The sequence below is a fragment of the Streptomyces sp. 135 genome (assembly GCF_020026305.1).
Lineage (GTDB): Bacteria > Actinomycetota > Actinomycetes > Streptomycetales > Streptomycetaceae > Streptomyces.
Map to the genome: position 1 here is coordinate 4,512,292 of NZ_CP075691.1, position 24,946 is coordinate 4,537,237.

The window sequence follows — 24,946 nt, forward strand, 5'->3', positions numbered from 1 at the left end:
AACCCTTCCCGCGCCGCTCGCCCCAAAGGGCGCGCCCCTTTAGGGGTGCGGGGAACTGCGCGCCCAGCCGCAAGCGACCCGCAGCCGAACGCCGAGCCCCCGGGAGGCCAGGTTGCGCGTAAGCCCCGGATAAGAGTTGAGCCCCCCAGACTCACATCTGTTGACGCCAGGGCAGCGCTCATGCATCCTTGAGCCAGATCCACTCAAGAAGTACCTCTGGAGGAACCGAAATGGCACGTGCGGTCGGCATCGACCTGGGCACGACTAACTCCGTCGTCAGCGTTCTCGAAGGCGGCGAGCCCACCGTCATCACCAACGCCGAAGGCGCCAGGACCACGCCGTCCGTCGTCGCCTTCGCGAAGAACGGCGAGGTGCTCGTCGGCGAGGTCGCCAAGCGCCAGGCGGTCACGAACGTCGACAGGACCATCCGCTCGGTCAAGCGCCACATGGGCACCGACTGGAAGGTGGACATCGACGACAAGGGGTTCAACCCCCAGCAGATCTCCGCGTTCATCCTCCAGAAGCTGAAGCGCGACGCCGAGGCCTACCTGGGCGAGAAGGTCGCCGACGCGGTCATCACCGTCCCGGCGTACTTCAACGACTCGGAGCGCCAGGCGACCAAGGAGGCCGGTGAGATCGCGGGTCTGAACGTCCTGCGCATCGTCAACGAGCCCACCGCCGCCGCCCTGGCCTACGGCCTGGACAAGGACGACCAGACCATTCTGGTCTTCGACCTCGGTGGCGGCACCTTCGACGTCTCGCTCCTCGAGATCGGCGACGGCGTCGTCGAGGTGAAGGCCACGAACGGCGACAACCACCTCGGTGGTGACGACTGGGACCAGCGCGTTGTCGACTACCTGGTCAAGCAGTTCAACAACGGCCACGGCGTGGACCTCTCCAAGGACAAGATGGCGCTCCAGCGCCTGCGCGAGGCGGCCGAGAAGGCCAAGATCGAGCTGTCCTCCTCCACGGAGACCACGATCAACCTCCCGTACATCACGGCCTCCGCCGAGGGCCCGCTGCACCTGGACGAGAAGCTCACGCGCGCCCAGTTCCAGCAGCTCACGTCCGACCTCCTGGAGCGCTGCAAGACGCCGTTCCACAACGTCATCAAGGACGCGGGCATCCAGCTCTCCGAGATCGACCACGTCGTTCTCGTCGGTGGCTCCACCCGCATGCCGGCCGTCGCCGAGCTCGTCAAGGAGCTGACCGGCGGCAAGGACGCCAACAAGGGTGTGAACCCGGACGAGGTCGTCGCCATCGGCGCCTCGCTCCAGGCCGGTGTCCTCAAGGGTGAGGTCAAGGACGTCCTGCTCCTCGACGTGACCCCGCTGTCGCTTGGTATCGAGACCAAGGGCGGCATCATGACGAAGCTCATCGAGCGCAACACGACCATCCCGACCAAGCGCTCCGAGATCTTCACGACGGCCGAGGACAACCAGCCGTCGGTCCAGATCCAGGTCTACCAGGGCGAGCGCGAAATCGCGGCGTACAACAAGAAGCTCGGCATGTTCGAGCTGACGGGCCTGCCGCCGGCCCCGCGCGGTGTCCCGCAGATCGAGGTCTCCTTCGACATCGACGCCAACGGCATCATGCACGTGACCGCGAAGGACCTCGGCACGGGCAAGGAGCAGAAGATGACCGTCACCGGCGGCTCCTCGCTGCCGAAGGACGAGGTCGACCGCATGCGCCAGGAGGCCGAGCAGTACGCGGACGAGGACCACAAGCGCCGCGAGGCCGCCGAGTCCCGCAACCAGGGCGAGCAGCTCGTCTACCAGACGGAGAAGTTCCTCAAGGACAACGAGGACAAGGTCCCGGGCGAGGTCAAGACCGAGGTCGAGGAAGCCGTCAACGAGCTGAAGGAGAAGCTCAAGGGCGAGGACACGGCCGAGATCCGCACCGCCACCGAGAAGGTCGCCGCCGTCTCGCAGAAGCTGGGCCAGGCCATGTACGCCGACGCCCAGGGCGCGCAGGCGGCCGGTGCCGAGGGCGCGGCCCCCGGCGCCGACCAGGCCAAGGAGGACGACGGAGTCGTCGACGCCGAGATCGTCGACGACGAGAAGCCCGGTGACGCGAAGGGCGGCGCTGTCTGATGACCGAGGAGACCCCGGGTTTCGGCGAGAGCGCCGAGAAGCCTGACGTCCCCTCTGGCGCCACCCCTGACGACGCGGCGCCGAAGGCCGCCGAGCCCTCCTCCGAGGAGGGCCCGGCGGCCCCGGCCGGGGACGCGGAAAGCAAGACGTCCGCCCAGGACGTGAGCCTGACCGCACAGCTGGACCAGGTGCGCACCGCGCTCAGCGAGCGCACGGCGGACCTCCAGCGGCTGCAGGCCGAGTACCAGAACTACCGCCGCCGGGTGGAGCGGGACAAGGTCACGGTGAAGGAGATCGCCTCGGCGAACCTCCTCTCCGAGCTCCTCCCGACCCTCGACGACATCGGCCGCGCCCGTGAGCACGGCGAACTGGTCGGCGGCTTCAAGTCGGTGGCCGAGGCGTTGGAGACCGTCGTCGCCAAGATGGGCCTCCAGCAGTTCGGCAAGGAGGGCGAGCCCTTCGACCCGACGATCCACGAGGCCCTGATGCACAGCTACGCACCGGACGTCACCGAGACGACGTGCGTCGCGATCCTGCAGCCGGGGTATCGCATCGGCGAGCGCACCATCCGCCCCGCGCGGGTGGCCGTCGCCGAACCGCAGCCCGGCGCGCAGACGGTCAAGGGCGACGAGTCCTCGGCCGCGGCCGACTCCCCCTCCGCCGATGAGGCGAAGGACAAGGAGACCGGTGGCCCGGACGAGGGCTGACGTCAGCAACGCATCTGTCGTACGTAGGAAGGAGGGACGTCGGGGATGAGCACCAAGGACTTCATCGAGAAGGACTACTACAAGGTCCTCGGCGTCCCCAAGGACGCCACCGAAGCCGAGATCAAGAAGGCGTACCGGAAGCTCGCCCGCGAGAACCACCCGGACGCCAACAAGGGCAACGCCAAGGCGGAGGAGCGCTTCAAGGAGATCTCCGAGGCGAACGACATCCTCGGTGACCCCAAGAAGCGCAAGGAGTACGACGAAGCGCGTGCTCTCTTCGGCAACGGCGGATTCCGGCAGGGCCCCGGAGCCGGCGGCGGTTCGTTCAACTTCGACCTGGGCGACCTCTTCGGAGGCGCCCAGGGCGGGGGCGGAGCGGCCGGCGGCGGCTTCGGGGGCGGTCTCGGTGACGTCTTCGGGGGCCTGTTCAACCGCGGCGGCGCGGGTGCCGGTACGGGCACGCGTACGCAGCCGAGGCGCGGCCAGGACATCGAGTCCGAGGTCACGCTGAGCTTCACGGAGGCGGTGGACGGCGCGACGGTGCCGTTGCGCATGTCCTCCCAGGCCGCCTGCAAGGCCTGTTCCGGCACCGGCGACAAGAACGGCACGCCGCGGGTGTGCCCGACCTGTGTCGGCACCGGTCAGGTCTCGCGGGGCGGCGGCGGCGGTTTCTCGCTGACCGATCCGTGCGTGGACTGCAAGGGCCGGGGCCTGATCGCCCAGGACCCGTGCGAGGTCTGCCACGGCTCGGGGCGCGCGAAGTCGTCCCGCACCATGCAGGTGCGGATCCCGGCGGGGGTCAGCGACGGCCAGCGGATCAGGCTCCGCGGCAAGGGCGCCCCCGGTGAGCGGGGCGGTCCGGCCGGCGACCTGTACGTGGTCGTGCACGTCGACGCCCACCCGGTCTTCGGCCGCAAGGGCGACAACCTCACGGTCACGGTGCCGGTGACGTACCCCGAGGCGGTGCTCGGCGGTGAGGTCAAGGTCCCGACGCTGGGCGGGCCTCCCGTCACCCTCAAGCTGCCGCCGGGCACGCCCAACGGCCGCACCATGCGGGCCCGCGGCAAGGGCGCCGTCCGCAAGGACGGTACGCGGGGCGACCTGCTGGTGACGGTGGAGGTGTCGGTCCCGACCTCCCTGTCGGACCCGGCGAAGGAAGCCCTGGAGTCCTACCGCAAGGCGACTGCGGGCGTCGACCCGCGGGCAGAACTGTTCCAGGCCGCGAAGGGAGCGTGACCCATGGATAGGGTCGGCCGTCGTCGCAATCCGTATCAACTCACCGACGATACGCCGGTGTACGTCATCTCGGTGGCCGCCCAGCTGAGCGGCCTCCACCCGCAGACCCTGCGCCAGTACGACCGCTTGGGCCTGGTCTCCCCGGACCGCACCGCGGGCCGGGGCCGCCGCTACTCCGCGCGCGACATCGAACTGCTGCGCACCGTGCAGCAGTTGTCGCAGGAGGAGGGCATCAACCTCGCCGGCATCAAGCGGATCATCGAGCTGGAGAACCAGGTCGCGGCGCTCCAGTCACGGGTCGCGGAGCTCTCCGCGGCCGTGGAGGGAGCAGCCGCCGCCATGCAGCAGCGGGAAGCGGCGGTGCACGCCTCGTACCGTCGCGACCTCGTCCCGTACCAGGACGTGCAGCAGGCGAGCGCGCTGGTGGTCTGGCGGCCGAAGAGAACGACGGAGCAGTAGCGACCGCCCTCATTCATGAGACACGACTCATGACGCCGACTCATGGCGCACGCGGGGCCGGGAGGGGAACCTCCCGGCCCCTTCGCGCGTTGCGGTGGGCGACGTGAGGGAAGTGGGATTCCATGGCCATGGTGGGGCTGTTCTGGATCGCCGAGGGCGATGTGTACGTGGGCGCGAAACCGTCCGGTCTGGCGGCCGGCGTGCGCCTGACCCCGGAGGGCGTGCTGGCCCTCGGTGACAAGCAGTCAGGGATGTGGCCCTGGGAGGACGTACACGCCCTGGCGGTCGACGGCGCCCCCGTGAGGACGCTGAAGCGGCAGGTGGGCGCCCTGGTGGACATGGCCCTGACGGTCGGCCTCGGCGGTGGCGACACGGCGCCGACGATGACGGTGCGGCTCGCCGACGCGCGGGGCGCCGAGCATGAACTGACCGCGTACACCGCCGCGGCGACGGGCTACTCCGCCACGGAGTACGACCTCTCGCGCGACCTCCTCGCCCGCCTCACCCAGGGCGCGGGCACCCTCCTGACGACACTGGCGGCGATGGCGGAGTGGGGGCGCGGCCGGGAAGGGGGGACGCCGAGGACGGCGGAGCGGGAGGCGTTGCTGAGGGAGTGGGCCGGGGCGGGGACCGACGGGTGAGGCGCAAGCCGGCCGTGCCTCTCACTGCTCCCGGTCGAGGATGCCCGACTGCCCGATGAGGAAGCCGAGTTGGGCCCGGCTCTCACTGCCCAGGGTGGCGGCGAGCTTGGCGATGTGGACGCGGGCCGTGCGGATGTTCATGCCGAGGCGGTCGGCGATCTCGGCGTCGGTGAGGCCTTCGACGAGCAGGCCCGCGATGGCGCGCTGGCGCGGGGTGATGCCGCCCTCGGAGACCTGCGGGGCGGCCTGCGGCCACATGGGCGTGGCCAGGCGCCACAGCCGCCAGAAGGTGGTGGCGAAGTACTCCACGAGGGCCGGGTGGCGCAGCTCCAGGGCGACGGTGCGGTCCTTGCTCGCCGGGATGAACGCCACGGTCCGGTCGAAGACGAAGAGGCGGTCGGTGACCTCGTCCAGGGTGCGGGCCTCGGCGTCGCCGTCGAGCTGCTCGAAGTAGGCGAGCACGGGCAGGGAATGGCGCGTCGTGTGCTGGTAGAGGGTCCGCATCCGGCAGCCCCGGCTGAGGACCGCCTGGTCGCGCGGGAAGGCCTCGGCCAGGGTCTCGGGCGGGCGGGTGCCGCCGGGCTGGATGGCGAGGAACTCCTCCGTGACGTCGTCCATGGCGCGGTCGATGGCCGCGTTGATCCGGTCGAGGCCGTCGAGGACGGTGATGGCGGGGGCGGTGGGGGTCGGGCCGGTGCGGAGGGCGCGCGGGTGTGCGGCTGAACCTGTCTCGCGGAGTTCCTCCACTCCCTGTGGCACGTGCTCCGTGTTCATGTGTGCTCCCTCCCGCTCGGTTGAAGCGCCGCGATTCTATGCAGAGGACGCGGAGGAGGGGTGCGGGCCTCTGATTGAAGTGTCCACTTCCCGTACAGAGACGCCCCGGGGTCGCTGAGGGGGTTGCCGCGGGAGCTACTGGGGGCGCTCCTTGTCGAGGATTCCCGACTGGGCGATGAGGTAGCCGAGCTGGGCGCGGCTGCCGCTGCCGAGGGCGGCGGCGATCTTGGCGATGTGGGCACGGCAGGTGCGGACGTTCATGCCGAGGCGGCGCGCGATGGCCTCGTCGACGTGGCCCTCGATGAGGAGCCTGGCGATGGAGCGCTGGACGCCGGTGATTCCGTCGGTGGAGGGTGCGTACGGCACCTCGTCGAGCAGCGGCGTCGCTCTGCTCCACTGGTGCTCGAAAACCTTGGCGAGGTACTCGACGATGCCGGGATGGCGCAGTTCCAGGGCGACTTGGCGGTCCTCCCTGGCGGGGATGAGCGCGACCGTGCGATCGAAGATCATCAGTCGGTCGATCAGCTCTTCCAGGGTCCTGATGTGCACGTTGCCCTTGGCCATGCGCGCCGCGTACGCGAGAGTGCCCTGACTGTGCCGGACGGTGTGCTGGTAGAGGGTGCGCATGGTGATGCCGCGTTCGAGTACGGTCTGGCCGCGCTGCAGCGCCACGGTGAGGGAGTCCTCGCTGCGGCCGCCGCCCGGCTGGGCGGTGAGTATCTCGAAGCGGCATTCGGAGGTGGCCCGTTCGATCGCGGCGTCGATGTGCTCGACGTCCTCCAGCACGGTGATCGAGTGCGCTGTCGGCTCGGTCCGGGCCGTGATGGCCATAAATGGCTCGAAGAGGTCGGTGAGCTGCACGGCGAGTCGCCGCCGGTCCTGAATCTCCCGTTCGATGGGGTTGATCCGCTGGGCGAGTGCGGCGGACGGGGAGATCGGACGGAACCAGGCGCCGTCGTCCGGGTCCGGGCGCAACAGGCTCGACTCAAGGAGGCAGGGCGCGTTCTCGGCCTCGGACCGTGCCAGACGGCCGTTGCTCAGTGCGCTGGCGTAAAGCCTCGCACCCTCGTCACAAAGTGGGGTCGCGGGGTGAGGATGTGTCGGTTTGGCGTCTCTTGTGAGCAAATCTCCACCCCCCAGGGTCCTGAACGTGCAGGAACATGATGCATCGACCCTGTGGCTTTGACGTGCTCGATTGAGACATCGTCTTGTTGAGCCGGGGGAGAGGAACCTACCAAGTGAGGACGAAGCCGACCATGTTTAAGCGCATGCTTCGCTCGGTGCTTGTCACCACCTTCTCCGTCGGGCTGGCCCTGGGCGCGGTGACCACTCTGGATCTCTCCTGGAACAGCGTGCCGGCCGGCGGATCGGTGACAGCCGCTCCCCAGTCGGACCTGTCGTGGAATGTCCTGCCGAAGGGTGGCGAGGCATGAGCACCCCTCCTGACGACCGCACCTTCCGCAGGGAGATGGCCACCGCCTACCGCTCCGGTTGGCACTTCATCGACCTCGTGACCGCGATCCCCCACCGCGGTGACTCGTTGATGGTGACCCTGCTCGGTGAGCCGATCGTCGTCACCCGTGACGACGAGGAGGAGATCCGGGCCTACCGGTGCCTTCGGCGGCCGCGAGGCGCGCCGCAGCCCGTGCGGTGCGCCGTTCGGTACGGGATGGTCTTCGTCAATCTCGACCGGCGCGACCACCAGCTCGTCGGAGAGCATGAACAGCAAAACCCGGGCGCGATGGCGGGCGCCCCGGACAACGCCACAGCCACCCCCCGCAGTGCCTGACGCGATTCCCCCGTCGTTGTAAATCGCGCAGGCACTTCCCCAGCAGCAACACGGTGGCGCCCCGTGCCCGCACGCCCCGTGGGTCCCCTGCGCCCCTCACACCTTCCCGAGGGCCCGCGTCACCTCGATCTCGATCAGGATCCGCTCCGGGTTGGGCGACGGACGCCGCTCGTAGCGCTCCTCGTAGCGCAGCTCCGCCTCCTCGATCAGCGCCGGCTCCGTCCTGACCGTCGCGCGGCCCTCCAGCGTCGCCCAGCGCCGCCCCGCGAACTGGCACACCGCCACCCGCGCCCCCGGGCCGTCCGGGGTGCCCGCCGCCGCCAGGACGTGCGCGACCTTCCGGCTGGTCCCGCGCGCGAGGACGCGGGCGACACCCGCCTGCGGGTCGTACGTCACGCCGACCGGCACCACGTGCGGCGTCCCGTCGGGCCGCAGCGTCGTCAAGGTGCACAGGTGCCGTTCACGCCAGAAGCTGAGGTAGGGCTCGGGCGGCTTGCGTATGTCGATCCGGGCGGATGCGTTCGGGCTCATGGACCGGAACATAGCCGCCCCGTCTTCCGGCTTCTCCCTTGAGTGGAATAGACTCAACTTTGTGTAGGTTGATCAGGTCAGAGTCAAGGGTCTGAACCCACCGGAACCTGGAACCCGTGGTTCATGGGAACCCGTAAGGAGGACGAGCGCACGTGGACGCAGAGCTGACGAACAGGAGCCGCGCCGCCATCAACGCGGCCGGCGACCGGGCCGTGCAGGACGGGCACCCCGACCTGACGCCCGCGCATCTGCTTCTCGCCCTGCTGGAGGGTGAGGACAACGAGAACATCATCGATCTGCTCGCCGCGGTCGACGCCGACCAGGCGGCCGTGCGCGCGGACACCGAGCGGGTACTCGCCGCGCTGCCCAGCGTGACCGGGTCGACCGTCGCCCCGCCGCAGCCCAACCGCGAGCTGCTGGCCGTCATCGCCGACGCCGCGCAGCGCGCGAAGGAGCTGGGCGACGAGTACCTCTCCACCGAGCACCTGCTCATCGGCGTCGCCGCCAAGGGCGGGCAGGCCGGGGAGGCCCTCGCCAGGCACGGGGCCACCGACAAGAAGCTGCTGAACGCATTCGAGACGACAAGGGGAGGGCGCCGGGTGACCACACCCGACCCCGAGGGTCAGTACAAGGCGCTGGAGAAGTTCGGCACCGATTTCACCGCCGCGGCCCGCGAAGGGCGCCTGGACCCCGTCATCGGGCGGGACCAGGAGATCCGGCGGGTCGTCCAAGTGCTCTCCCGGCGTACGAAGAACAATCCCGTGCTCATCGGCGAGCCCGGCGTCGGCAAGACCGCCGTCGTCGAAGGCCTCGCGCAGCGCATCGTCAAGGGCGACGTACCGGAGTCGCTGAAGAACAAGCGGCTGGTCTCCCTCGACCTCGGCGCCATGGTCGCCGGCGCCAAGTACCGCGGTGAGTTCGAGGAGCGGCTCAAGACCGTCCTCTCCGAGATCAAGGAGAGCGACGGGCAGATCATCACGTTCATCGACGAGCTGCACACCGTCGTCGGCGCGGGCGCGGGCGGCGACTCCGCCATGGACGCGGGCAACATGCTCAAGCCGATGCTGGCCCGCGGCGAGCTGCGCATGGTCGGTGCGACGACCCTCGACGAGTACCGCGAGCGGATCGAGAAGGACCCCGCACTGGAACGCCGCTTCCAGCAGGTCCTGGTCGCCGAGCCGTCCGTGGAGGACTCCATCGCGATCCTGCGCGGGCTCAAGGGGCGGTACGAGGCCCACCACAAGGTCCAGATCGCCGACAGCGCGCTGGTGGCGGCCGCGACGCTCTCCGACCGGTACATCACCTCCCGCTTCCTGCCCGACAAGGCCATCGACCTCGTCGACGAGGCCGCGTCCCGGCTCCGCATGGAGATCGACTCCTCGCCCGTCGAGATCGACGAGCTCCAGCGCGCCGTGGACCGGCTGCGGATGGAGGAGCTGGCGCTCAGCAAGGAGACCGACCCGGCGAGCAAGCAGCGCCTGGAGAAGCTGCGGCGCGACCTCGCCGACAAGGAGGAGGAGCTGCGCGGCCTCACCGCCCGCTGGGAGAAGGAGAAGCAGTCCCTCAACCGCGTCGGTGAGCTGAAGGAGAAGCTCGACGAGCTGCGCGGCCAGGCCGAGCGCGCCCAGCGCGACGGCGACTTCGACACCGCGTCCAAGCTGCTCTACGGCGAGATCCCGACCCTGGAGCGCGACCTCGAAGCCGCCTCCGAGGCCGAGGAGGAGGCCGTCCAGTCCAAGGACACCATGGTCAAGGAGGAGGTCGGCCCGGACGACATCGCCGATGTCGTCGGCGCCTGGACCGGCATCCCCGCCGGGCGCCTCCTCGAGGGCGAGACGCAGAAGCTGCTGCGCATGGAGGACGAGCTCGGCAAGCGGCTCATCGGGCAGGGCGAGGCCGTGCGCGCCGTCTCCGACGCGGTGCGGCGCACCCGCGCGGGCATCGCCGACCCCGACCGCCCCACCGGCTCCTTCCTCTTCCTCGGCCCCACCGGCGTCGGCAAGACCGAGCTGGCCAAGGCCCTCGCGGACTTCCTCTTCGACGACGAGCGGGCCATGGTCCGCATCGACATGAGCGAGTACGGCGAGAAGCACAGCGTCGCCCGGTTGGTCGGTGCCCCGCCCGGTTACGTCGGCTACGAGGAGGGCGGCCAGCTGACGGAGGCGGTGCGGCGGCGCCCGTACTCGGTCGTCCTCCTCGACGAGGTCGAGAAGGCGCACCCCGAGGTCTTCGACGTCCTGCTCCAGGTCCTCGACGACGGCCGCCTCACCGACGGCCAGGGCCGCACGGTGGACTTCCGCAACACCATCCTGGTGCTCACCTCCAACCTCGGCAGCCAGTACCTCGTCGAGCCGCTGACGAGCGAGGAGGAGAAGAAGCAGCAGGTCCTGGAAGTGGTGCGGGCGTCCTTCAAGCCCGAGTTCCTGAACCGGCTGGACGACCTGGTGGTCTTCTCGGCGCTCACCAAGGACGAACTGGCACGCATCGCCGAGCTCCAGATCGCCCGCCTCGCCAAGCGGCTCGCGGAGCGGCGCCTCACGCTGGACGTCACTCCCGAGGCGCTGGACTGGCTGGCCCTTGAGGGCAACGACCCGGCGTACGGGGCGCGGCCCCTGCGGCGGCTCATCCAGACGGCCATCGGTGACCGTCTCGCCAAGGAGATCCTGTCGGGCGAGGTCAAGGACGGCGACACGGTGCGGGTGGACCGTGCGGGGGAGGGCCTGCGGGTGGGCCCTGCCGCGGGGAAGTCGTTGTAGCGGCTTCTCGTCTGCCGGGCGGGTGCCTATGCCGTCTGCGGGCCGTGGTCCGTCCTCGCGCAGTTCCCCGCGCCCCTGACGGGGCGCACCCCCCGCCCCTCAAGGGGCGCGGGGAACTGCGCGACCAGCCACAGCCTGTCCGCGGTCGGCGAACGGCCGAAACGCGGCAGACGAGGGGCCGGGCTTGCCCCCGGGGGCCCATCCTGGGAGAGGATGGGCCCATCCATACGAAGGGACACCGCACGTGAGCATCGACCCGTCCTCGATTCCGAATTTCGGGGGACAGCCCGAACCGCAGCAGGGCGCAGGACCGGCGGGCCCCGTCGTCCCCGACCAGGACCTGGTGAAGCAGCTCCTGGATCAGATGGAGCTCAAGCACGTCGTCGACGACGAGGGTGACCTCGCGGCGCCGTGGGAGGAGTTCCGCACGTATTTCATGTTCCGTGGCGAGGACGACCAGCAGGTCTTCTCGGTGCGGACGTTCTACGACCGGCCCCACCAGATCGAGCAGAAGCAGCAGCTTCTGGAGTCGATCGACGACTGGAACCGCCGCACGCTGTGGCCGAAGGTCTACAGCCACACGCACGACGACGGCACGGTCCGCCTCATCGGCGAGGCCCAGATGCTGATCGGCACCGGAGTCTCCCTGGAGCACTTCGTGTCGTCGACGGTCAGCTGGGTGCGCGCCGCGATCGAGTTCGACCGCTGGCTCGTCGAGCAGCTCGGCCTGGAGTCCGAGGTGGACTCCGCCGAGGGCGAGAAGCCGGGCGACGACGAGGCCTGAGGGTCCCTGCGCGCACGAGAGCCCGGCCGGGGCGACCACCACCCCGGCCGGGCTCTCGCCATGCCCGGGGCCCTCAGCCCGCCAGTGACTTCAGGCGGGCCACGGCCTCCTCGAGGACGGACGTCCGCTTGCAGAAGGCGAAACGCACGAACGGCGCGCCCGCGTCGCGGTGGTCGTAGAAGACCGCGTTCGGGATGGCGACGACCCCGGCCCGTTCCGGCAGGGCGCGGCAGAAGGTGAAGCCGTCGGTCTCGCCCAGGGGGCGGATGTCCGTCGTCACGAAGTACGTGCCGGCCGGGCGGTAGACGTCGAAGCCCGCCGCGGTCAGGCCCTCGCTGAGCAGGTCCCGCTTGGCCCGCATGTCCGCGCGGAAGTCGGTGAAGAAGGAGCCCGGCAGGGCGAGGGCCTCCGCGACCGCGTACTGGAAGGGCCCCGAGGCCACGTACGTGAGGTACTGCTTCGCCGAGCGGACCGCCGCCACCAGCTCGGGCGTGGAGGTCACCCAGCCGACCTTCCAGCCGGTGAACGAGAACGTCTTGCCCGCGGAACCGATGCTGACCGTCCGCTCGCGCATGCCGGGGAACGAGGCGAGCGGGATGTGCTCGGCGTCGTCGAAGACGAGGTGCTCGTAGACCTCGTCGGTGACGACGAGCAGGTCCCGCTCGACGGCGAGCCGCGCGATCTCCGTCAGCTCGGCGCGCGTGAGGACCGTGCCGGTCGGGTTGTGCGGGGTGTTGAGGAGGATCAGCCGGGTGCGCGGCGTGACCGCGTCGCGCAGCTCGTCGAGGTCCAGGCGGAAGCTGCCCTCCGAGGGGCGCAGGGTCACCGGGACGCGGGAGCCGCCCGCCATCGCGATCGAGGCGGCGTACGAGTCGTAATAGGGCTCCAGTGCGATGACCTCGTCGCCCGGTTCGACGAGGGCGAGCAGGGACGCCGCGATCGCCTCCGTCGCGCCCGCCGTCACGAGGACCTCCAGGCCGGGGTCGTAGGTGAGGCCGTAGCGGTCGAGCTGGTGTTCGGCGATGGCCGTGCGCAGCTCCGGGACGCCGGGACCCGGCGGGTACTGGTTGCCGCGCCCGTCGCGCAGCGCCCGCACCGCGGCCTCGCGGACGGACTCGGGGCCGTCGGTGTCCGGAAAGCCCTGGCCCAGGTTGATCGCGCCCGTGGTGACCGCGAGGGCGGACATCTCGGCGAAAATCGTCGTACCGAACTCGGCGAGGCGGCGGTTGAGCAGCGGGCGCCCGCTCCCGGAAGTGGAGGTCATGGCGGCCATCCTGCGCCGAACCTCTGGACTTCCTCAACTCTGCTTTGGGCCGCCGCGCCCGGGGGCATCCCCCTGTCACGCGAGAAGCGAGGCCCACGGGGGACCACGCTTCGGGGGAACGGAAGGGGCGTGGTGGCCGTGTTCGTGGCCTTCATCTTCGGTGCGGTGTTCATCTTCGCCGTGGTCGCGGCGATCCGCTTCGGGGGAAGCGGGGGAAGCGGCGGAAGCGGCAGGCGCCGCACCCGCTCGCGGTGGGCTTCGGGCACCGCGTCGAGCACGGCGGGCGGCGGCAGTTGGTGGGTGGGCGGCGGTGGTGACGGGGGCCACCACGACGGTCACTCCTGCGGAGGCGGATCCTCGTGCGGGGGCGGCAGCTCCTCGTGCGGTGGTGGCGGGGGCGGATGCGGCGGAGGCAGCTGACACGGGGCAGCTGGTCCACCGATCCCAGAGGAAGCGCCCGGCGGGGCAGGCAACTCCCGCCGGGCGCTTTGAGGTTGTCCGGCATGGTTGCGGCATTGAACAGTTGAACTGTGCAGCCCCCAGGGGGATGGAAACCCTATGAAGTTGGGTAAAAACGCTGTGGCACTGTCGTCGACCATGATTCCCTCTTATACGTCAGTACCGCCCTCGGACGTCCTTCAGGTTTCTGGGTTTGACGCACCGAACTCTGGAAACCCGTAGGGGAAGTGCTCGTGGGCACGAGCCGGTATTCCGACCTCCCGGTGACCGATCCGGGTGCGCCGGCCCCATTTCCACTGCGTGTTAGCGGAGCCGACCCATGCTCACGACCCTGAAGACTGTCTACACCGACACGCGCGCCGCGGACCTGGCCTGGGCCCTGGGGCGCGAGCCGTTGCCCGCGCTCGCCACGCTCGACGTGGAACTGGCCGAGGCCAGAGTGCAGTTGAGACTTCTCGGGGCCTCGCACCAGGTGCTCCTGGAGGAGGAGCAGGGCAGTTGTTCGGAGACCGTGGCCTGCATTCCCGGCAGCAGTACACCGCTCCCGCTGGGCGTGTCCAAACGGGTGGGTGACTGGGAGTACGAGTTCGCCGCGCGCGTCGAGACGCTTTCGCAGGGTCAATTCGCGGGCCGCGCCCAGGAGTTGCTGGCCCTCGTCACCGAGCATCCGCACGGTCTCGCCGGGGTGTTCCCCGGCAGCCCGCACGCCTTCACGGCCCTGCTGGCGCAGCGGCACGAGGGGGCGGTGATGTGGCGGACGTGGCACGCGTACCCGCAGGACGGCCAGTTGGTCGCCACGCGGTCGAGGGTGGGAGTACGGGCCGCACTGCCCGCGTAGCGGTGTCCGTGACGTAGCGTTCTCGGATGCTCGATTCGTCGGCGCGGTTGCCGGTCTCCGCCCGGACGGGACGGTTCCTGGTCCTGCTGGGCGTGTTCCTCTGCGCCGCCTGCGGGCTCGTCTACGAACTCGAACTCGTCGCCCTCGCCGCCTACTTGATCGGCGACTCGGTCACCCAGGCCTCCGTCGTGCTCTCCGTGATGGTCTTCGCCATGGGCATCGGCTCGCTGCTCGCCAAGCGTCTGCGGCGCCGTGCCCCCATGTGGTTCGGCCTCGTCGAGGCGGCGCTCGCGCTGATCGGCGGGTGCAGCGCCATGGCGTTGTACGCGGCCTTCGCCTGGACGGGTGACCACGGCGGAGCGTGGGCGGGCGGCTCGCGCTACCTCCTCGCCGCGTTCTCCCTGGCCATCGGCGTCCTCATCGGCGCCGAGGTGCCGCTCCTCGTGGTGCTCATCCAGCGCATCCGGCGCCAGGACGCGGGCGGCGCCGTCGCCGACGTGTTCGCCGCCGATTACGTGGGCGCGCTGGTCGGCGGCCTCGCCTTTCCTTTCCTGCTGCTCCCGGCGTTCGGACAGCTCACGGGCGCCCTGTTCACCGGCGCGGTCAACGCGGTCGTGGGCTGCGCGCTCGTCCTCGGCCTCTTCGGGCGCGGCCTGAGCGTGCGCGGCCGCTGGGCGGTGCTCATCGCGAACGTCCTCGTCCTTGCCGTGCTCGCCTCCGCCGCCGTGCTCGTCGACGACTTCGAGCGGGCCGCGCGGCGTGCGGTGTACGGCGCGGACGCGCGGGTCGCCGTCCGGACCGACGTACAGGAGGTCGTCCTCACCGGCGGCAGGCGACGCTCCCTCGACCTCTTCCTGGACGGACGGCTGCGCGTCAGCGGACGCGACGAGCGCCGCTACCACGAGGCGCTCGTCGAACCGGCGATGCGGGGCCCCCACGCGCGCGTGCTCGTCCTCGGCGGCGGCGACGGCCTCGCGGCGCGCGAAGTGCTGCACCACCGCGGGGTGCGCCGCGTCGACATCGTCGAGCTGGACGCGGGCGTCGTCGGCCTGGCGCGCCACGACCCGGCCCTGAGCGAGCTGAACGGCCACGCCTACCGCGACCCCCGGCTGCGGGTGGTCCACGGCGAGGCGTTCCGCTGGCTGCGCTCCGCGCGCGGGACGTACGACGTGGTGCTCTGCGATCTGCCGGACCCGGGCATCACCGCCGGCGCGAAGCTGTACTCCCTGGAGTTCTACGGCCTCGCCACGCGCGTCCTCGCCCCCGGCGGCCGCCTCGCCGTGCACGCCGGGCCCGTCTCGACCCGCCCGAGGACCTTCTGGACGGTGGAGGCGTCGGTGCGGGCGGCGGGGCTGCGGACCGTGCCGTACCGCGTGGGCGGCCGGCGGTCCGGGTTCGCCGCAGGGCCCGACCGCACGTCGGAGCGGGCGCGCGGGGAACGCGACTGGGGGTTCGTGCTGGCCTCTCGCGGGCGGGCCGCGCTGCGTCCCCTGGTGCGTGCCGAAGCCCGACCAGGGTGGTGGGGCTCCCGGTGTCGACGCTGGTGCGTCCGCGTTACGCGAACTGACGTACGCGCTCAGCCGAACCGGCGTACATGGACGCGCGTGCGTGGGTAGGCTCGACTGCCATGGAGCATGAGGTGTTCGTTCCGGTTTCGGCAGAGCGTCTCCGGCAGGTCCTTGCGGACCCCGAGCGGGTGGCCGGGGCGGTCCCCGGGCTTCAGCGCGACGCGGAGGAGGCGGCCGAGCCGCTCTCCGGGCGTCTGAAGGTGCGCGCGGGCGGGCACACCGTCACCTACCGGTGCGCGGCGCGGGCCGTGGGCCGCGCCGACGGGACGTACGTGATCGAGGGCGAGGGCGCGGAGGTGCGCGGCTCCGGTTCCGTGAAGCTCACGCTGACCGTGCGGCTCGTGCCGGCCGCTGGGGGCACCACGGTGGTGTTCGCCGGGACGGCCGCCGCCGAGGGCCGGATCACGGAAAGTTCTCCACAGGCTGTGGAATCCGCTGTGCGCAGACTCCTCGAACGGTTCGCGGAGGGGCTCGCGGAGGCGGCGCCCGCGGACTCCGGTCCGGCCGGGGCGCCCACCGTCTTCGGGACCGAGGTGCCGCCGCCGTCGCTCGACCCGCTGAGCGACGACCGCGACGACATCGACGAGGCTGATGACGATGATGACGATGACGATGACCTCGACGACATCGAGGTCGACGACGCCGTCAACGTCGAGGACGACGAGGAGCTGCGCGGCATCGACGGCATCGACGGCATCGACGACGTCAGCGACCTCGACGTGCCGCCCGCCGAGGCCGCCCACGCCCGCCGCACGATGATCGGCCGCAGCGCCGAGGAGGTCGACCACGCCCCGCCGCGCGGCCGGTACGCCCCCGCGCCCGCCCCCGAGACGCTGTCGACCAGCGCCACGCTCCGCTGGGCCGCGCCCGCCGCGGCCCTCGCGCTCGCCTCGGCGATCGTGGTCGGCAGGGCCCTGCGCCGCCGCCGGTGACCGCGTACGCCGTAGGGTCGGCCGGATGAGTACCGAAGACGTGATTCTGACCGCGGGCGACGCGGAAGTGACCGTGCGGCCGGGCAACGGCTGCCGTATCGGAAGTCTGCGCATCGGCGGCGTCGAGCTGCTGCGCCAGGGGGAGCGGTACGGCGCCTTCCCCATGGCCCCGTGGTGCGGCCGGATCGAGAACGGCCGGTTCCGCGACGGCGCGAGCGTCCACCAGATGCCGCTGAACTCCCCGCCGCACGCCATCCACGGCTTCGCCCGCGACGCCGCATGGCGCACGGCGCGCTCCTCGCGGACGGAGGCCGTCTTCACGTACGACCTCACCGACCCCTGGCCCTACCCGGGGCGCGTCACCCAGATCGTGGAACTCACCGAGGACGCGTTGACGCTGCGCCTCGGCATCGAGACGTACGGCGACTCCTTCCCGGCGCAGGCGGGCTGGCACCCGTGGTTCAACCGCACCCTGGACGGCGGCGGCGACCCCGTACGGGTCGACTTCAGCCCCGCCTGGCAGGAGGAGCGCGGCGAGGACCACCTGCCGACCGGCCGCCGCATCGCCCCGGAGCCGGGCCCCTGGGACGACTGCTTCGGCATGCCCGAGGGCGTCGACATCACGCTGACCTGGCCCGGACGCCTCGCGGTGAACGTCACGAGCCGCGAGCAGTGGGTCGTCGTCTACGACGAGCAGGAGGCGGCCGTGTGCGTGGAGCCGCAGACCGGCCCGCCCAACGGTCTCAACACCGCGCCGCGCCTGGTCACCCCCATCGAGCCGCTGGAGACGGCGACGACCTGGACCTGGACGCGGCTTTAAGCTGACAGGCATGACTGACGACGTACGTGGCGCGCTGCTCCAGCAGATCAAGGACAAGGCCGTGGTGCACGGCAAGGTGACCCTCTCCTCGGGTCTCGAAGCCGATTACTACATCGACCTGCGCCGCATCACCCTCGACGGCGAGGCCGCCCCCCTGGTCGGCCAGGTGCTGCTCGACCTCACCGCCGACCTCGACTTCGACGCGGTGGGCGGCCTGACCATGGGCGCCGACCCCGTCGCCGGCGCGATGCTGCACGCCTCCGCCGCGCGCGGCAGGCGCCTGGACGCCTTCGTGGTCCGCAAGGCGGCCAAGGCCCACGGCATGCAGCGCCGCGTGGAGGGCCCGGACATCAAGGGGCGCCGCGTACTCGTCGTCGAGGACACCTCCACCACCGGCGGCTCGCCGCTGACCGCCGTGGAGGCCGTGCGCGAGGCCGGTGCCGAGGTCGTCGGCGTCGCCACCATCGTGGACCGGGCCACCGGGGCGGGCGAGAAGATCACCGAGGGCGCGGGCGTGCCGTACCTCTTCGCGTACTCCAAGGACGACCTCGGCCTGGACTGACGGCGGGGCCCGTACCGGCGGCCGAGTCTGGAAAGATGGGGGCGACGATGTCGTCGCCCCCAGGTCAGGGTCAAGCAGCACACAGCACCCCACCCGCACATCACAAGGAGCGGACACATGCCCATCGCAACTCCCGAGGTCTACAACGAGATGCTCGACCGGGCGAAGGCAGGCAAGTTCGCCTACCCGGCCATCAACGTGACCTCCTCGCAGACCCTGCACGCCGCGCTGCGCGGTTTCGCGGAGGCCGAGAGCGACGGCATCATCCAGATCTCCACCGGTGGCGCGGAGTTCCTGGGCGGCCAGTACAGCAAGGACATGGTGACCGGTGCGGTCGCGCTCGCCGAGTTCGCGCACATCGTCGCCGCGAAGTACGACGTGACGATCGCGCTGCACACCGACCACTGCCCGAAGGACAAGCTGGACGGCTACGTCCGCCCGCTGCTCGACGTCTCCGCCGAGCGCGTCAAGGCCGGCCGCAACCCGCTCTTCCAGTCGCACATGTGGGACGGCTCCGCCGAGACCCTCGCCGACAACCTGGCCATCGGCCAGGAGCTGCTCGCGAAGGCCGCCGCCGCGAAGATCATCCTTGAGGTCGAGATCACCCCGACCGGCGGCGAGGAGGACGGCGTCAGCCACGAGATCAACGACGAGCTGTACACGACCGTCGACGACGCGCTGCGCACCGCCGAGGCGCTCGGCCTGGGCGAGAAGGGCCGCTACCTCCTGGCCGCGTCCTTCGGCAACGTCCACGGCGTCTACAAGCCGGGCAACGTCGTCCTGCGTCCCGAGCTCCTCAAGGACCTCCAGGAGGGCGTCGGCGCCAAGTACGGCAAGCAGTCCCCGTTCGACTTCGTCTTCCACGGCGGCTCCGGCTCCACCGCCGAGGAGATCGCCACCGCGCTGGAGAACGGCGTCGTGAAGATGAACCTCGACACCGACACCCAGTACGCCTTCACGCGTCCCGTCGCGGACCACATGTTCAAGAACTACGACGGTGTCCTGAAGGTCGACGGCGAGGTCGGCTCGAAGAAGACGTACGACCCGCGCACCTGGGGCAAGCTGGCCGAGGCGGGCATGGCCGCGCGCGTCACCGAGGCGTGCGCGAACCTGCGCTCCACCGGTACGAAGCTGAAGTAGTCCGGCAGGCGTCCGTACCGATACGGGCCCGGCACCCTTCCCTGGGTGCCGGGCCCGTACGCGTATGGCGCAGACTTGCCCCATGGCCATTCACAAGGATCTGCTCGGGGGACCGCCCCCGACCCACCTGCCCGACGACCCGGAGCCGCGCGAGCTGCTGGCGAACGGCACGGCGTCCGCCGATGTCGCCGCCAAGTACCCCACGTCCTCGCTCGCCTGGGCGCAGCTCGCCGACGAGGCGTTCGAGCGCGGCAGCGTCGTCGAGTCGTACGCCTACGCCCGTACCGGCTACCACCGCGGCCTGGACGCCCTGCGCCGCAGCGGCTGGAAGGGCCACGGCCCTGTGCCGTGGGAGCACGAGCCGAACCGCGGCTTCCTGCGCGCGCTGCACGCCCTCGCGCGGGCGGCGCAGGCGATCGGTGAGCAGGAGGAGTACGAGCGCTGCGCGGGCTTCCTGCGGGATTCGTCGGAGACGGCGGCGAAGACGCTCGGCTGAGTCTGTGCGGGCCCGTGGTCGTTTCGGCCGCGGGCCCGCTGTGGCTGGTCGCGCAGTTCCCCGCGCCCCTTCGGGGCGCTAGCGCAGTTCGCCCAGCAGCTTCGCGTCGAACGGCGCCGCCTCCGCCAGGCGGCCCGTCACCGCCTTGTCCGCCCACTCCGCGTCAGCGATCAGCGCACGCCCCACCGCGATCACGTCGAACTCGTCCCGCTCCATGCGGTCGAGGAGCAGGCCGATGCCGGTGGAGGCGGTCTCCTTCGCCCAGCCCTGCGGGCCCACGAACTCCTTGTCGAGGCCGACCGAGCCGACGGACAGCGTGGCCTTGCCGGTGAGCTTCTTGGCCCAGCCCGCGAGGTTCAGGTCGCTGCCCTCGAACTCGGGGAGCCAGTAGCGGCGCGTGGAGGCGTGGAAGGCGTCGACGCCGGCCGCCGCCAGCGGCGCGAGGAGGGACTCCAGTTCGGCCGGGCCGGCCGCGAGCTTCGCGTCGAAGGCGTTCGCCTTCCACTGGGAGAGCCGGAAGATCACGGGGAAGCCCGGCGAGACCGCCGCGCGCACCGCCTCGACGATCTCGCGGGCGAAGCGGGTGCGCGAGGCCAGGTCGCCGCCGTAGCCGTCGGTGCGGCGGTTGGTGGTGCCCCAGAGGAACTGGTCGATCAAGTAGCCGTGGGCGCCGTGGAGTTCGACGCCGTCGAAGCCGATCCGCTCGGCGGCGGCAGCGCTGTCGGCGAAGGCGCCGATGACCGCGTCGATGTCGGCGCCCGTCATCGCGTGGCCCTTGGCGGCGCCGTCCAGGCCGAGGCCGGAGGGGCCCGCCGGGGGCGCGGAGGGGACCGGGCCCTGGCCCTCGTCGCGGGTCGCGCCCACGTGCCACAGCTGCGGGACGATCGCGCCGCCCGCCGCGTGCACGGCCTCGGCGACGCGCTGCCAGCCCGCGCGCATGGTCGACGTACGTGCGGTGACGATCAGCGCGGTGGGCCGTTCGCGGGTCATGATGTCGGGGCAGGCCGTTGATGTCGAAGGGGCGGCCGAGGACGCGGGCGGCTCGTGCGGCGTCCGATCCGTTCGGCTGTGCGGCTTCCGGTGTCGCTTCCGTCGCTTCCGTGGCTTCCGTGGCTTCCATGTCGCCCTCCTGGGCTCTCGTCGGTCACTCGGTACGCGGGGCACCCCCCGCGATTGACAGCACTGTAAGGCTTTTGCTGTTGTCGGCCTGAGGGCGGGTACCTTGAGAGGCATGAACTGGCCAGCGACCGAGCGCCACTGCCTGAGCCCCGCGCCCGGCGGCCTCGCCCTCGTCCAGGAGCTCCTGAACACCGCGCCCGCGGGCCGCCCCGGCCCCGCCGACCTGCCCGACCTCCTGGGCGACGGTGCGCTGCGCGCTGCCCAGGAGTGGGCCGACGGAGCCGTGCGCGGCTGGGCCCGTGAGACGGGGCGGCCCGACGTGCACCTCGTACTGGCGGACGAGGACCTGCCGAAGCTGCGCTGCCTGCGGGACCAGGTGCGGCGCGCGCTCGCCGCGGGCGACCAGGGCGGGGAAGCGGTGCGCTTCACCTCCGCCCCGGTGGTCGTCGGGCTCGCCGGTGACGGCACGCTGACCGTGGAGCCGGAGGGCGCCGGTGCCCGCTGGCTGGCCTCCGCCGTGCTCGCCGAGGCGCTGCTCGCCCAGGCCTCGGGGGTCTGGCGCCGCCTGAAGATCTGCCGGAACACGTCCTGCCGCACCGCGTTCTACGACCGCTCCCGCAACAACAGCGGCGTCTGGCACTCGGTGCGCGGCTGCGGGAACGCCGCGCACCTGCGGGCCTGCCGGGAGCGTCGCCGCGTACAAGGGTGACAGTAGTGTCCAGCTTTAGGTCTTGTTGACCGAGCGGTGGCGCCTTGCCGTTTCCCGGAAAGTTGCGGAGGATTCCGGTGGGGACCGGGGCCCCCGTGCCGGTAACGGCAGGGGCGGACCGCTACCCGGAGTACGTACGAGGAGACAGCGATGTCCCCAGAGGCACCTGAGACGCCCACCGAGGCGCAGGCCTCAGCGCAGACGCCCGAGGCCGCGAACGAGGCCGAGGCCCCGAACCTCGACTTCGCGGGCACCACCCCGTACGAGGACTACGTCCAGGCGGACGTCCTCACCCATCTCCAGCACCTTCGCTCGAACGACCCCGGCGAGATGGTCTTCCTGGTCACCACCCAGGTCATGGAGCTGTGGTTCACCGTGATCGTCCACGAGTGGGAGACCGCGGCGAAGGCCCTGCGCCGCGACGACATACCCGTCGCGGTGGCCGCGCTCAAGCGCAGCATCCGCGAGCTGGAGGCCCTGAACCACTCCTGGAAGCCGCTGGCGGGGCTGACGCCCGCGCAGTTCAACTCCTACCGCGGCTCGCTCGGCGAGGGCTCCGGATTCCAGTCCGCGATGTACCGCCGCCTGGAGTTCCTGCTCGGCGACAAGTCGGCGTCCATGCTGGTGCCGCACCGGGGCGCGCCGCGCGTCCACGCGGAGCTGGAGAAGGCGCTGCACGAGCCGAGCCTGTACGACGAGGTGCTCCGGCTCCTCCACCGCCGGGGGTACGCGGTCCCGGCCGCCGTCCTGGAGCGCGACCTCTCCAAGAAGTACGAGCCGTCGCCCGAGGTCGAGGCCGTCTGGACCGAGCTCTACTCCGGCGACGAGAGCGGCGACCTCGCCCGCCTCGGCGAGACGCTGACGGACGTCGCCGAGCTGGTGTGGCGCTGGCGCAACGACCACCTGGTCGCCACCCGCCGCGCGATGGGCTCCAAGACGGGCACCGGCGGCTCGGCCGGCGTGGCCTGGCTGGAGAAGCGCGCGCAGAAGAACGTGTTCCCCGAGCTGTGGACGGCGAGGAGCCATGTCTGACCTGCATGTCCGGGCCAAGGCCCTGGACGCCGAGGACGAACTCGCGCTCAAGCGGCGCGAGTTCGTCCTCGATGACACCGTCTACCTGGACGGCAACTCCCTGGGCGCCCTGCCCGCCCACGTGCCGGACCGCGTCGCGGACGTCATCACCCGCCAGTGGGGCCGGCTGCGCATCCGCTCCTGGGACGAGAGCGGCTGGTGGACCGCGCCCGAGCGGATCGGCGACCGCATCGCGCCGCTGGTCGGCGCCGCCCCCGGCCAGATCGTGGTCGGCGACTCCACCAGCGTGAACGTGTTCAAGGCGCTGGTGGCGGCCGTGCGGCTCGCCCGCGGCGACGGTGGCGGGGGCGAGGCGGACGCCGGCCGCGACGAGATCATCGTCGACGCCACGACCTTCCCCACCGACGGCTACATCGCGCAGTCCGCGGCCCGGCTCACCGGCTGCCGGCTGACCCCGCTCACCCCGGCCGAGGTGCCCGCGGCGCTGAGCCCCCGCACCGCCGCCGTGCTGCTCAACCACGCCGACTACCGCACCGGCCGCCTGCACGACCTGCCGGGTCTGACGGCCGCCGTGCACGCGGCGGGCGCCCTCGCCGTCTGGGACCTGTGCCACACGGCGGGCGCCCTGCCCGTCGGCCTGGACGAGCACGGCGTCGACCTCGCGGTGGGCTGCACGTACAAGTACCTGAACGGTGGCCCCGGTTCGCCCGCGTACCTCTACGTGCGCGAGGAGCTCCAGGACCGCTTCGACTCGCCGCTGCCCGGCTGGAACTCCCACGCCGAGCCCTTCGGGATGCGGCCCGAGTTCGAGGCGGCCGAGGGCGCGCTGCGCGGGCGCGTCGGCACGCCCGACATCCTCTCCATGCTCGCCCTCGAAGCGGCGCTCGACGTCTGGGACGGCGTGTCCGTGGACGCGGTGCGGGCCAAGTCCCTCGCCCTGACGGACTTCTTCCTGCGGTGCGTGGAGGCGTACGTACCCCAGGGGCTGGTGGAGTCGCTGACCCCGGCAGCCCACACCGAGCGCGGCAGCCAGGTCGCGCTGCGCTGTGAGGGTGCGGGGGAGGTCATGAAGCGGCTGATCGAGCGGGGCGTGGTCGGTGACTTCCGCGCGCCGGACGTGCTGCGCTTCGGATTCACCCCGCTGTACGTGTCCTTCGTCGACGCCGAGCGGGCGGCGCGGGTCCTCGCGGAGATCCTGGAGCCGTGAGGCCCCCGGGGCGGGTGATTCCCGTGCGTACGCCGGGCTGGTAGCGTCCGGCGGATCTTGGTCCCGTTCCGCGCGCCGTGCGGAGCGGGGCCTGCCCGCCAGCCGCACCGCTGTTGAAAGGTTTCCGCATGCCGGACGACGCCGCCGTGGCCCGCGATGCCGCCGAGGAGGCATCGGCCTTCTCGCACCCCGCCGTGGAGCCGGACATCACCGCCGCGTACGGCGCACACCCCGACCAGGTCGTCGACTTCTACGCGCCCCGGGGCGACACGGCCCGTCCCGCGCCGCTCGTCGTCGTCCTGCACGGCGGCGCCTGGCGCGCGCCGTACGACCGGCGGCACGTCACGCCGTTCGCCGACTTCCTCGCGCGCCGGGGCTTCGCCGTCGCCAACGTCGAGTACCGGCGCGGCAGCTCCATCCCCGCGCAGGGCGGCAAGGGTCCCGTCGCCGGGCGCTGGCCGGAGACCTTCGACGACGTGGCCGCCGCGTTCGACGCGCTTCCCGCGCTGGTACGCAAGGCCCTGCCGGCGGCCGACGTGCGCCGCACGGTGGTCACCGGGCACTCCGCGGGCGGCCACCTCGCGCTGTGGGCGGCGGCGCGGCACCTGCTGCCCGCCGACGCGCCGTGGCGCACCGAACGCCCGGCCCCGCTGCGGGGAGTCGTCGCGCTCGCGCCGATCGCGGACCTCAAGGTCGCCGAGGCACTGGAGGTCTGCGGCGGCGCGTCCGCCCAGCTGCTCGGCGGTGAGGGCAGGTTCGAGGAGCGCCTGCCCTACGCCGACCCGGCCGCGCTGCTCCCGACGGGCATCGCCACGACCGTCGTACAGGGCCGCGAGGACATCGTGGTGCCGCAGCCCGTGGCCGAGTCGTACGCGGACGCGGCGGCGAAGGCGGGCGAGGTCGTGGGCCTCACGCTCCTTGAGGCCGTGGGCCATTTCCCGCTCATCGACCCGGCGGCGGACGCGTGCGCGGTGGTGGCGGAGGAGATCGCACAGCTGGCGTTCTGAGGCGGTGCCCGGGACGCCGAGTA

General features: G+C 71.5%; 24 protein-coding genes and 1 pseudogene. 20 read left to right on the top strand and 5 right to left on the bottom strand.

Translation table 11 applies throughout. The annotated features are described in order from the left end of the window. Positions 1 to 230 precede the first annotated feature (230 nt). The 5 genes from dnaK to KKZ08_RS20310 all read left to right on the top strand — a co-directional run bounded on the left by dnaK (position 231) and on the right by KKZ08_RS20310 (position 5,136). Positions 231 to 2,093 carry a molecular chaperone DnaK gene (gene dnaK, locus KKZ08_RS20290; protein ID WP_223775806.1) on the top strand — a complete coding sequence of 621 codons (1,863 nt, stop codon included), beginning with the start codon at positions 231 to 233 and terminating at the stop codon, positions 2,091 to 2,093. Beyond that, entirely contained in the window at positions 2,093 to 2,800 is a 708-nt protein-coding gene (grpE, locus tag KKZ08_RS20295) for a nucleotide exchange factor GrpE (RefSeq protein ID WP_223775807.1), read from the top strand. The genes dnaK and grpE overlap by 1 nt, the downstream gene beginning before the upstream one ends. Before the next feature lie 45 nt (positions 2,801 to 2,845). After that, positions 2,846 to 4,036, top strand: a complete 1,191-nt coding sequence (gene dnaJ / locus KKZ08_RS20300; protein WP_223775808.1) for a molecular chaperone DnaJ — start codon at positions 2,846 to 2,848, stop codon at positions 4,034 to 4,036. A gap of 3 nt (positions 4,037 to 4,039) precedes the next feature. Next, positions 4,040 to 4,495, top strand: coding sequence for a helix-turn-helix domain-containing protein (locus KKZ08_RS20305; protein WP_223775809.1), 456 nt, complete (start codon positions 4,040 to 4,042; stop codon positions 4,493 to 4,495). Positions 4,496 to 4,617: 122 nt separating this feature from the next. Continuing rightward, on the top strand, positions 4,618 to 5,136 hold the full coding sequence (locus KKZ08_RS20310; protein WP_223775810.1) for a hypothetical protein: 519 nt from the start codon (positions 4,618 to 4,620) through the stop codon (positions 5,134 to 5,136). Between the two features lie 21 nt (positions 5,137 to 5,157). Here the strand turns inward: KKZ08_RS20310 and KKZ08_RS20315 are convergent, their stop codons facing one another. Together KKZ08_RS20315 and KKZ08_RS20320 are read right to left on the bottom strand one after the other, a co-directional pair. Beyond that, positions 5,158 to 5,910 (bottom strand): helix-turn-helix transcriptional regulator, encoded by a 753-nt coding sequence (locus KKZ08_RS20315; RefSeq protein ID WP_346657889.1) that lies wholly within the window; start codon positions 5,908 to 5,910, stop codon positions 5,158 to 5,160. Positions 5,911 to 6,045: 135 nt separating this feature from the next. Then, entirely contained in the window at positions 6,046 to 7,035 is a 990-nt protein-coding gene (locus KKZ08_RS20320; RefSeq protein WP_223775811.1) for a helix-turn-helix transcriptional regulator, read from the bottom strand. Between the two features lie 131 nt (positions 7,036 to 7,166). On the opposite strand from KKZ08_RS20320, the gene KKZ08_RS20325 reads away from it, so the two are divergent. Together KKZ08_RS20325 and KKZ08_RS20330 are read left to right on the top strand one after the other, a co-directional pair. Further along, positions 7,167 to 7,343, top strand: a complete 177-nt coding sequence (locus KKZ08_RS20325) for a hypothetical protein (protein ID WP_223775812.1) — start codon at positions 7,167 to 7,169, stop codon at positions 7,341 to 7,343. Next, positions 7,340 to 7,699: a hypothetical protein gene (locus KKZ08_RS20330; RefSeq protein ID WP_223775813.1), complete on the top strand. Its 360-nt coding sequence runs from the start codon at positions 7,340 to 7,342 to the stop codon at positions 7,697 to 7,699. The genes KKZ08_RS20325 and KKZ08_RS20330 overlap by 4 nt, the downstream gene beginning before the upstream one ends. Positions 7,700 to 7,795: 96 nt before the next feature. Here KKZ08_RS20330 and KKZ08_RS20335 read toward each other — a convergent pair whose 3' ends face one another. Continuing rightward, positions 7,796 to 8,230, bottom strand: coding sequence for a pyridoxamine 5'-phosphate oxidase family protein (locus tag KKZ08_RS20335; RefSeq protein ID WP_223775814.1), 435 nt, complete (start codon positions 8,228 to 8,230; stop codon positions 7,796 to 7,798). A gap of 152 nt (positions 8,231 to 8,382) precedes the next feature. On the opposite strand from KKZ08_RS20335, the gene clpB reads away from it, so the two are divergent. Beyond that, positions 8,383 to 10,986, top strand: coding sequence for an ATP-dependent chaperone ClpB (gene clpB, locus KKZ08_RS20340; protein ID WP_223775815.1), 2,604 nt, complete (start codon positions 8,383 to 8,385; stop codon positions 10,984 to 10,986). Between the two features lie 244 nt (positions 10,987 to 11,230). After that, positions 11,231 to 11,770: a YbjN domain-containing protein gene (locus tag KKZ08_RS20345; RefSeq protein WP_062774584.1), complete on the top strand. Its 540-nt coding sequence runs from the start codon at positions 11,231 to 11,233 to the stop codon at positions 11,768 to 11,770. 73 nt (positions 11,771 to 11,843) lie between these two features. Here the strand turns inward: KKZ08_RS20345 and KKZ08_RS20350 are convergent, their stop codons facing one another. Continuing rightward, positions 11,844 to 13,034 (bottom strand): pyridoxal phosphate-dependent aminotransferase, encoded by a 1,191-nt coding sequence (locus KKZ08_RS20350; RefSeq protein WP_223775816.1) that lies wholly within the window; start codon positions 13,032 to 13,034, stop codon positions 11,844 to 11,846. 778 nt (positions 13,035 to 13,812) lie between these two features. On the opposite strand from KKZ08_RS20350, the gene KKZ08_RS20355 reads away from it, so the two are divergent. The 7 genes and pseudogenes from KKZ08_RS20355 to KKZ08_RS20385 all read left to right on the top strand — a co-directional run bounded on the left by KKZ08_RS20355 (position 13,813) and on the right by KKZ08_RS20385 (position 19,849). After that, positions 13,813 to 14,331 carry a DUF2617 family protein gene (locus tag KKZ08_RS20355; protein ID WP_223775817.1) on the top strand — a complete coding sequence of 173 codons (519 nt, stop codon included), beginning with the start codon at positions 13,813 to 13,815 and terminating at the stop codon, positions 14,329 to 14,331. 26 nt (positions 14,332 to 14,357) lie between these two features. Beyond that, positions 14,358 to 15,898: pseudogene (locus tag KKZ08_RS20360) on the top strand (polyamine aminopropyltransferase). 60 nt (positions 15,899 to 15,958) lie between these two features. Next, positions 15,959 to 16,831 carry an SRPBCC family protein gene (locus tag KKZ08_RS20365; protein ID WP_223775819.1) on the top strand — a complete coding sequence of 291 codons (873 nt, stop codon included), beginning with the start codon at positions 15,959 to 15,961 and terminating at the stop codon, positions 16,829 to 16,831. 25 nt (positions 16,832 to 16,856) lie between these two features. Then, positions 16,857 to 17,651, top strand: a complete 795-nt coding sequence (locus KKZ08_RS20370; protein ID WP_223775820.1) for an aldose 1-epimerase — start codon at positions 16,857 to 16,859, stop codon at positions 17,649 to 17,651. Positions 17,652 to 17,661: 10 nt separating this feature from the next. After that, positions 17,662 to 18,213 (top strand): orotate phosphoribosyltransferase, encoded by a 552-nt coding sequence (gene pyrE, locus KKZ08_RS20375; RefSeq protein WP_030788873.1) that lies wholly within the window; start codon positions 17,662 to 17,664, stop codon positions 18,211 to 18,213. Positions 18,214 to 18,330: 117 nt separating this feature from the next. Further along, positions 18,331 to 19,353 carry a class II fructose-bisphosphate aldolase gene (gene fbaA, locus KKZ08_RS20380; protein WP_223775821.1) on the top strand — a complete coding sequence of 341 codons (1,023 nt, stop codon included), beginning with the start codon at positions 18,331 to 18,333 and terminating at the stop codon, positions 19,351 to 19,353. Between the two features lie 82 nt (positions 19,354 to 19,435). Beyond that, positions 19,436 to 19,849, top strand: a complete 414-nt coding sequence (locus KKZ08_RS20385) for a DUF3151 domain-containing protein (RefSeq protein WP_223775822.1) — start codon at positions 19,436 to 19,438, stop codon at positions 19,847 to 19,849. A 78-nt stretch (positions 19,850 to 19,927) separates the two neighbouring features. Here the strand turns inward: KKZ08_RS20385 and KKZ08_RS20390 are convergent, their stop codons facing one another. Continuing rightward, positions 19,928 to 20,839 (bottom strand): 12-oxophytodienoate reductase, encoded by a 912-nt coding sequence (locus tag KKZ08_RS20390; protein ID WP_223775823.1) that lies wholly within the window; start codon positions 20,837 to 20,839, stop codon positions 19,928 to 19,930. Positions 20,840 to 21,080: 241 nt separating this feature from the next. On the opposite strand from KKZ08_RS20390, the gene KKZ08_RS20395 reads away from it, so the two are divergent. The 4 genes from KKZ08_RS20395 (at position 21,081) to KKZ08_RS20410 (ending at position 24,923) form a co-directional block, all read left to right on the top strand. Further along, positions 21,081 to 21,677 (top strand): CGNR zinc finger domain-containing protein, encoded by a 597-nt coding sequence (locus tag KKZ08_RS20395; RefSeq protein ID WP_223775824.1) that lies wholly within the window; start codon positions 21,081 to 21,083, stop codon positions 21,675 to 21,677. Between the two features lie 150 nt (positions 21,678 to 21,827). Continuing rightward, the gene (locus tag KKZ08_RS20400) at positions 21,828 to 22,709 is read left to right on the top strand and encodes a tryptophan 2,3-dioxygenase family protein (protein ID WP_223775825.1); all 882 of its coding nucleotides are present in this window, start codon (positions 21,828 to 21,830) and stop codon (positions 22,707 to 22,709) included. Further along, the gene (gene kynU / locus KKZ08_RS20405; RefSeq protein WP_223775826.1) at positions 22,702 to 23,916 is read left to right on the top strand and encodes a kynureninase; all 1,215 of its coding nucleotides are present in this window, start codon (positions 22,702 to 22,704) and stop codon (positions 23,914 to 23,916) included. Before KKZ08_RS20400 ends, kynU begins: the two co-directional genes overlap by 8 nt. Before the next feature lie 128 nt (positions 23,917 to 24,044). Next, positions 24,045 to 24,923, top strand: coding sequence for an alpha/beta hydrolase (locus KKZ08_RS20410; RefSeq protein ID WP_223775827.1), 879 nt, complete (start codon positions 24,045 to 24,047; stop codon positions 24,921 to 24,923). Positions 24,924 to 24,946 lie beyond the last annotated feature (23 nt).

Excerpts from the sequence above, each read along its gene's own strand:
- grpE (WP_223775807.1), top strand. The coding sequence starts at position 2,093 with ATGACCGAGGAGACCCCGGGTTTCGGCGAGAGCGCCGAGAAGCCTGAC.
- KKZ08_RS20330 (WP_223775813.1), top strand. The coding sequence starts at position 7,340 with ATGAGCACCCCTCCTGACGACCGCACCTTCCGCAGGGAGATGGCCACC.
- KKZ08_RS20350 (WP_223775816.1), bottom strand. The coding sequence starts at position 13,034 with ATGACCTCCACTTCCGGGAGCGGGCGCCCGCTGCTCAACCGCCGCCTC.
- KKZ08_RS20395 (WP_223775824.1), top strand. The coding sequence starts at position 21,081 with ATGAACTGGCCAGCGACCGAGCGCCACTGCCTGAGCCCCGCGCCCGGC.
- dnaJ (WP_223775808.1), top strand. The coding sequence starts at position 2,846 with ATGAGCACCAAGGACTTCATCGAGAAGGACTACTACAAGGTCCTCGGC.
- KKZ08_RS20335 (WP_223775814.1), bottom strand. The coding sequence starts at position 8,230 with ATGAGCCCGAACGCATCCGCCCGGATCGACATACGCAAGCCGCCCGAG.
- KKZ08_RS20325 (WP_223775812.1), top strand. The coding sequence starts at position 7,167 with ATGTTTAAGCGCATGCTTCGCTCGGTGCTTGTCACCACCTTCTCCGTC.
- KKZ08_RS20355 (WP_223775817.1), top strand. The coding sequence starts at position 13,813 with ATGCTCACGACCCTGAAGACTGTCTACACCGACACGCGCGCCGCGGAC.
- pyrE (WP_030788873.1), top strand. The coding sequence starts at position 17,662 with ATGACTGACGACGTACGTGGCGCGCTGCTCCAGCAGATCAAGGACAAG.
- KKZ08_RS20370 (WP_223775820.1), top strand. The coding sequence starts at position 16,857 with ATGAGTACCGAAGACGTGATTCTGACCGCGGGCGACGCGGAAGTGACC.
- KKZ08_RS20385 (WP_223775822.1), top strand. The coding sequence starts at position 19,436 with ATGGCCATTCACAAGGATCTGCTCGGGGGACCGCCCCCGACCCACCTG.
- KKZ08_RS20305 (WP_223775809.1), top strand. The coding sequence starts at position 4,040 with ATGGATAGGGTCGGCCGTCGTCGCAATCCGTATCAACTCACCGACGAT.
- KKZ08_RS20390 (WP_223775823.1), bottom strand. The coding sequence starts at position 20,839 with ATGACCCGCGAACGGCCCACCGCGCTGATCGTCACCGCACGTACGTCG.
- KKZ08_RS20410 (WP_223775827.1), top strand. The coding sequence starts at position 24,045 with ATGCCGGACGACGCCGCCGTGGCCCGCGATGCCGCCGAGGAGGCATCG.
- KKZ08_RS20315 (WP_346657889.1), bottom strand. The coding sequence starts at position 5,910 with ATGAACACGGAGCACGTGCCACAGGGAGTGGAGGAACTCCGCGAGACA.
- dnaK (WP_223775806.1), top strand. The coding sequence starts at position 231 with ATGGCACGTGCGGTCGGCATCGACCTGGGCACGACTAACTCCGTCGTC.
- fbaA (WP_223775821.1), top strand. The coding sequence starts at position 18,331 with ATGCCCATCGCAACTCCCGAGGTCTACAACGAGATGCTCGACCGGGCG.
- KKZ08_RS20310 (WP_223775810.1), top strand. The coding sequence starts at position 4,618 with ATGGCCATGGTGGGGCTGTTCTGGATCGCCGAGGGCGATGTGTACGTG.
- kynU (WP_223775826.1), top strand. The coding sequence starts at position 22,702 with ATGTCTGACCTGCATGTCCGGGCCAAGGCCCTGGACGCCGAGGACGAA.
- KKZ08_RS20400 (WP_223775825.1), top strand. The coding sequence starts at position 21,828 with ATGTCCCCAGAGGCACCTGAGACGCCCACCGAGGCGCAGGCCTCAGCG.
- KKZ08_RS20365 (WP_223775819.1), top strand. The coding sequence starts at position 15,959 with ATGGAGCATGAGGTGTTCGTTCCGGTTTCGGCAGAGCGTCTCCGGCAG.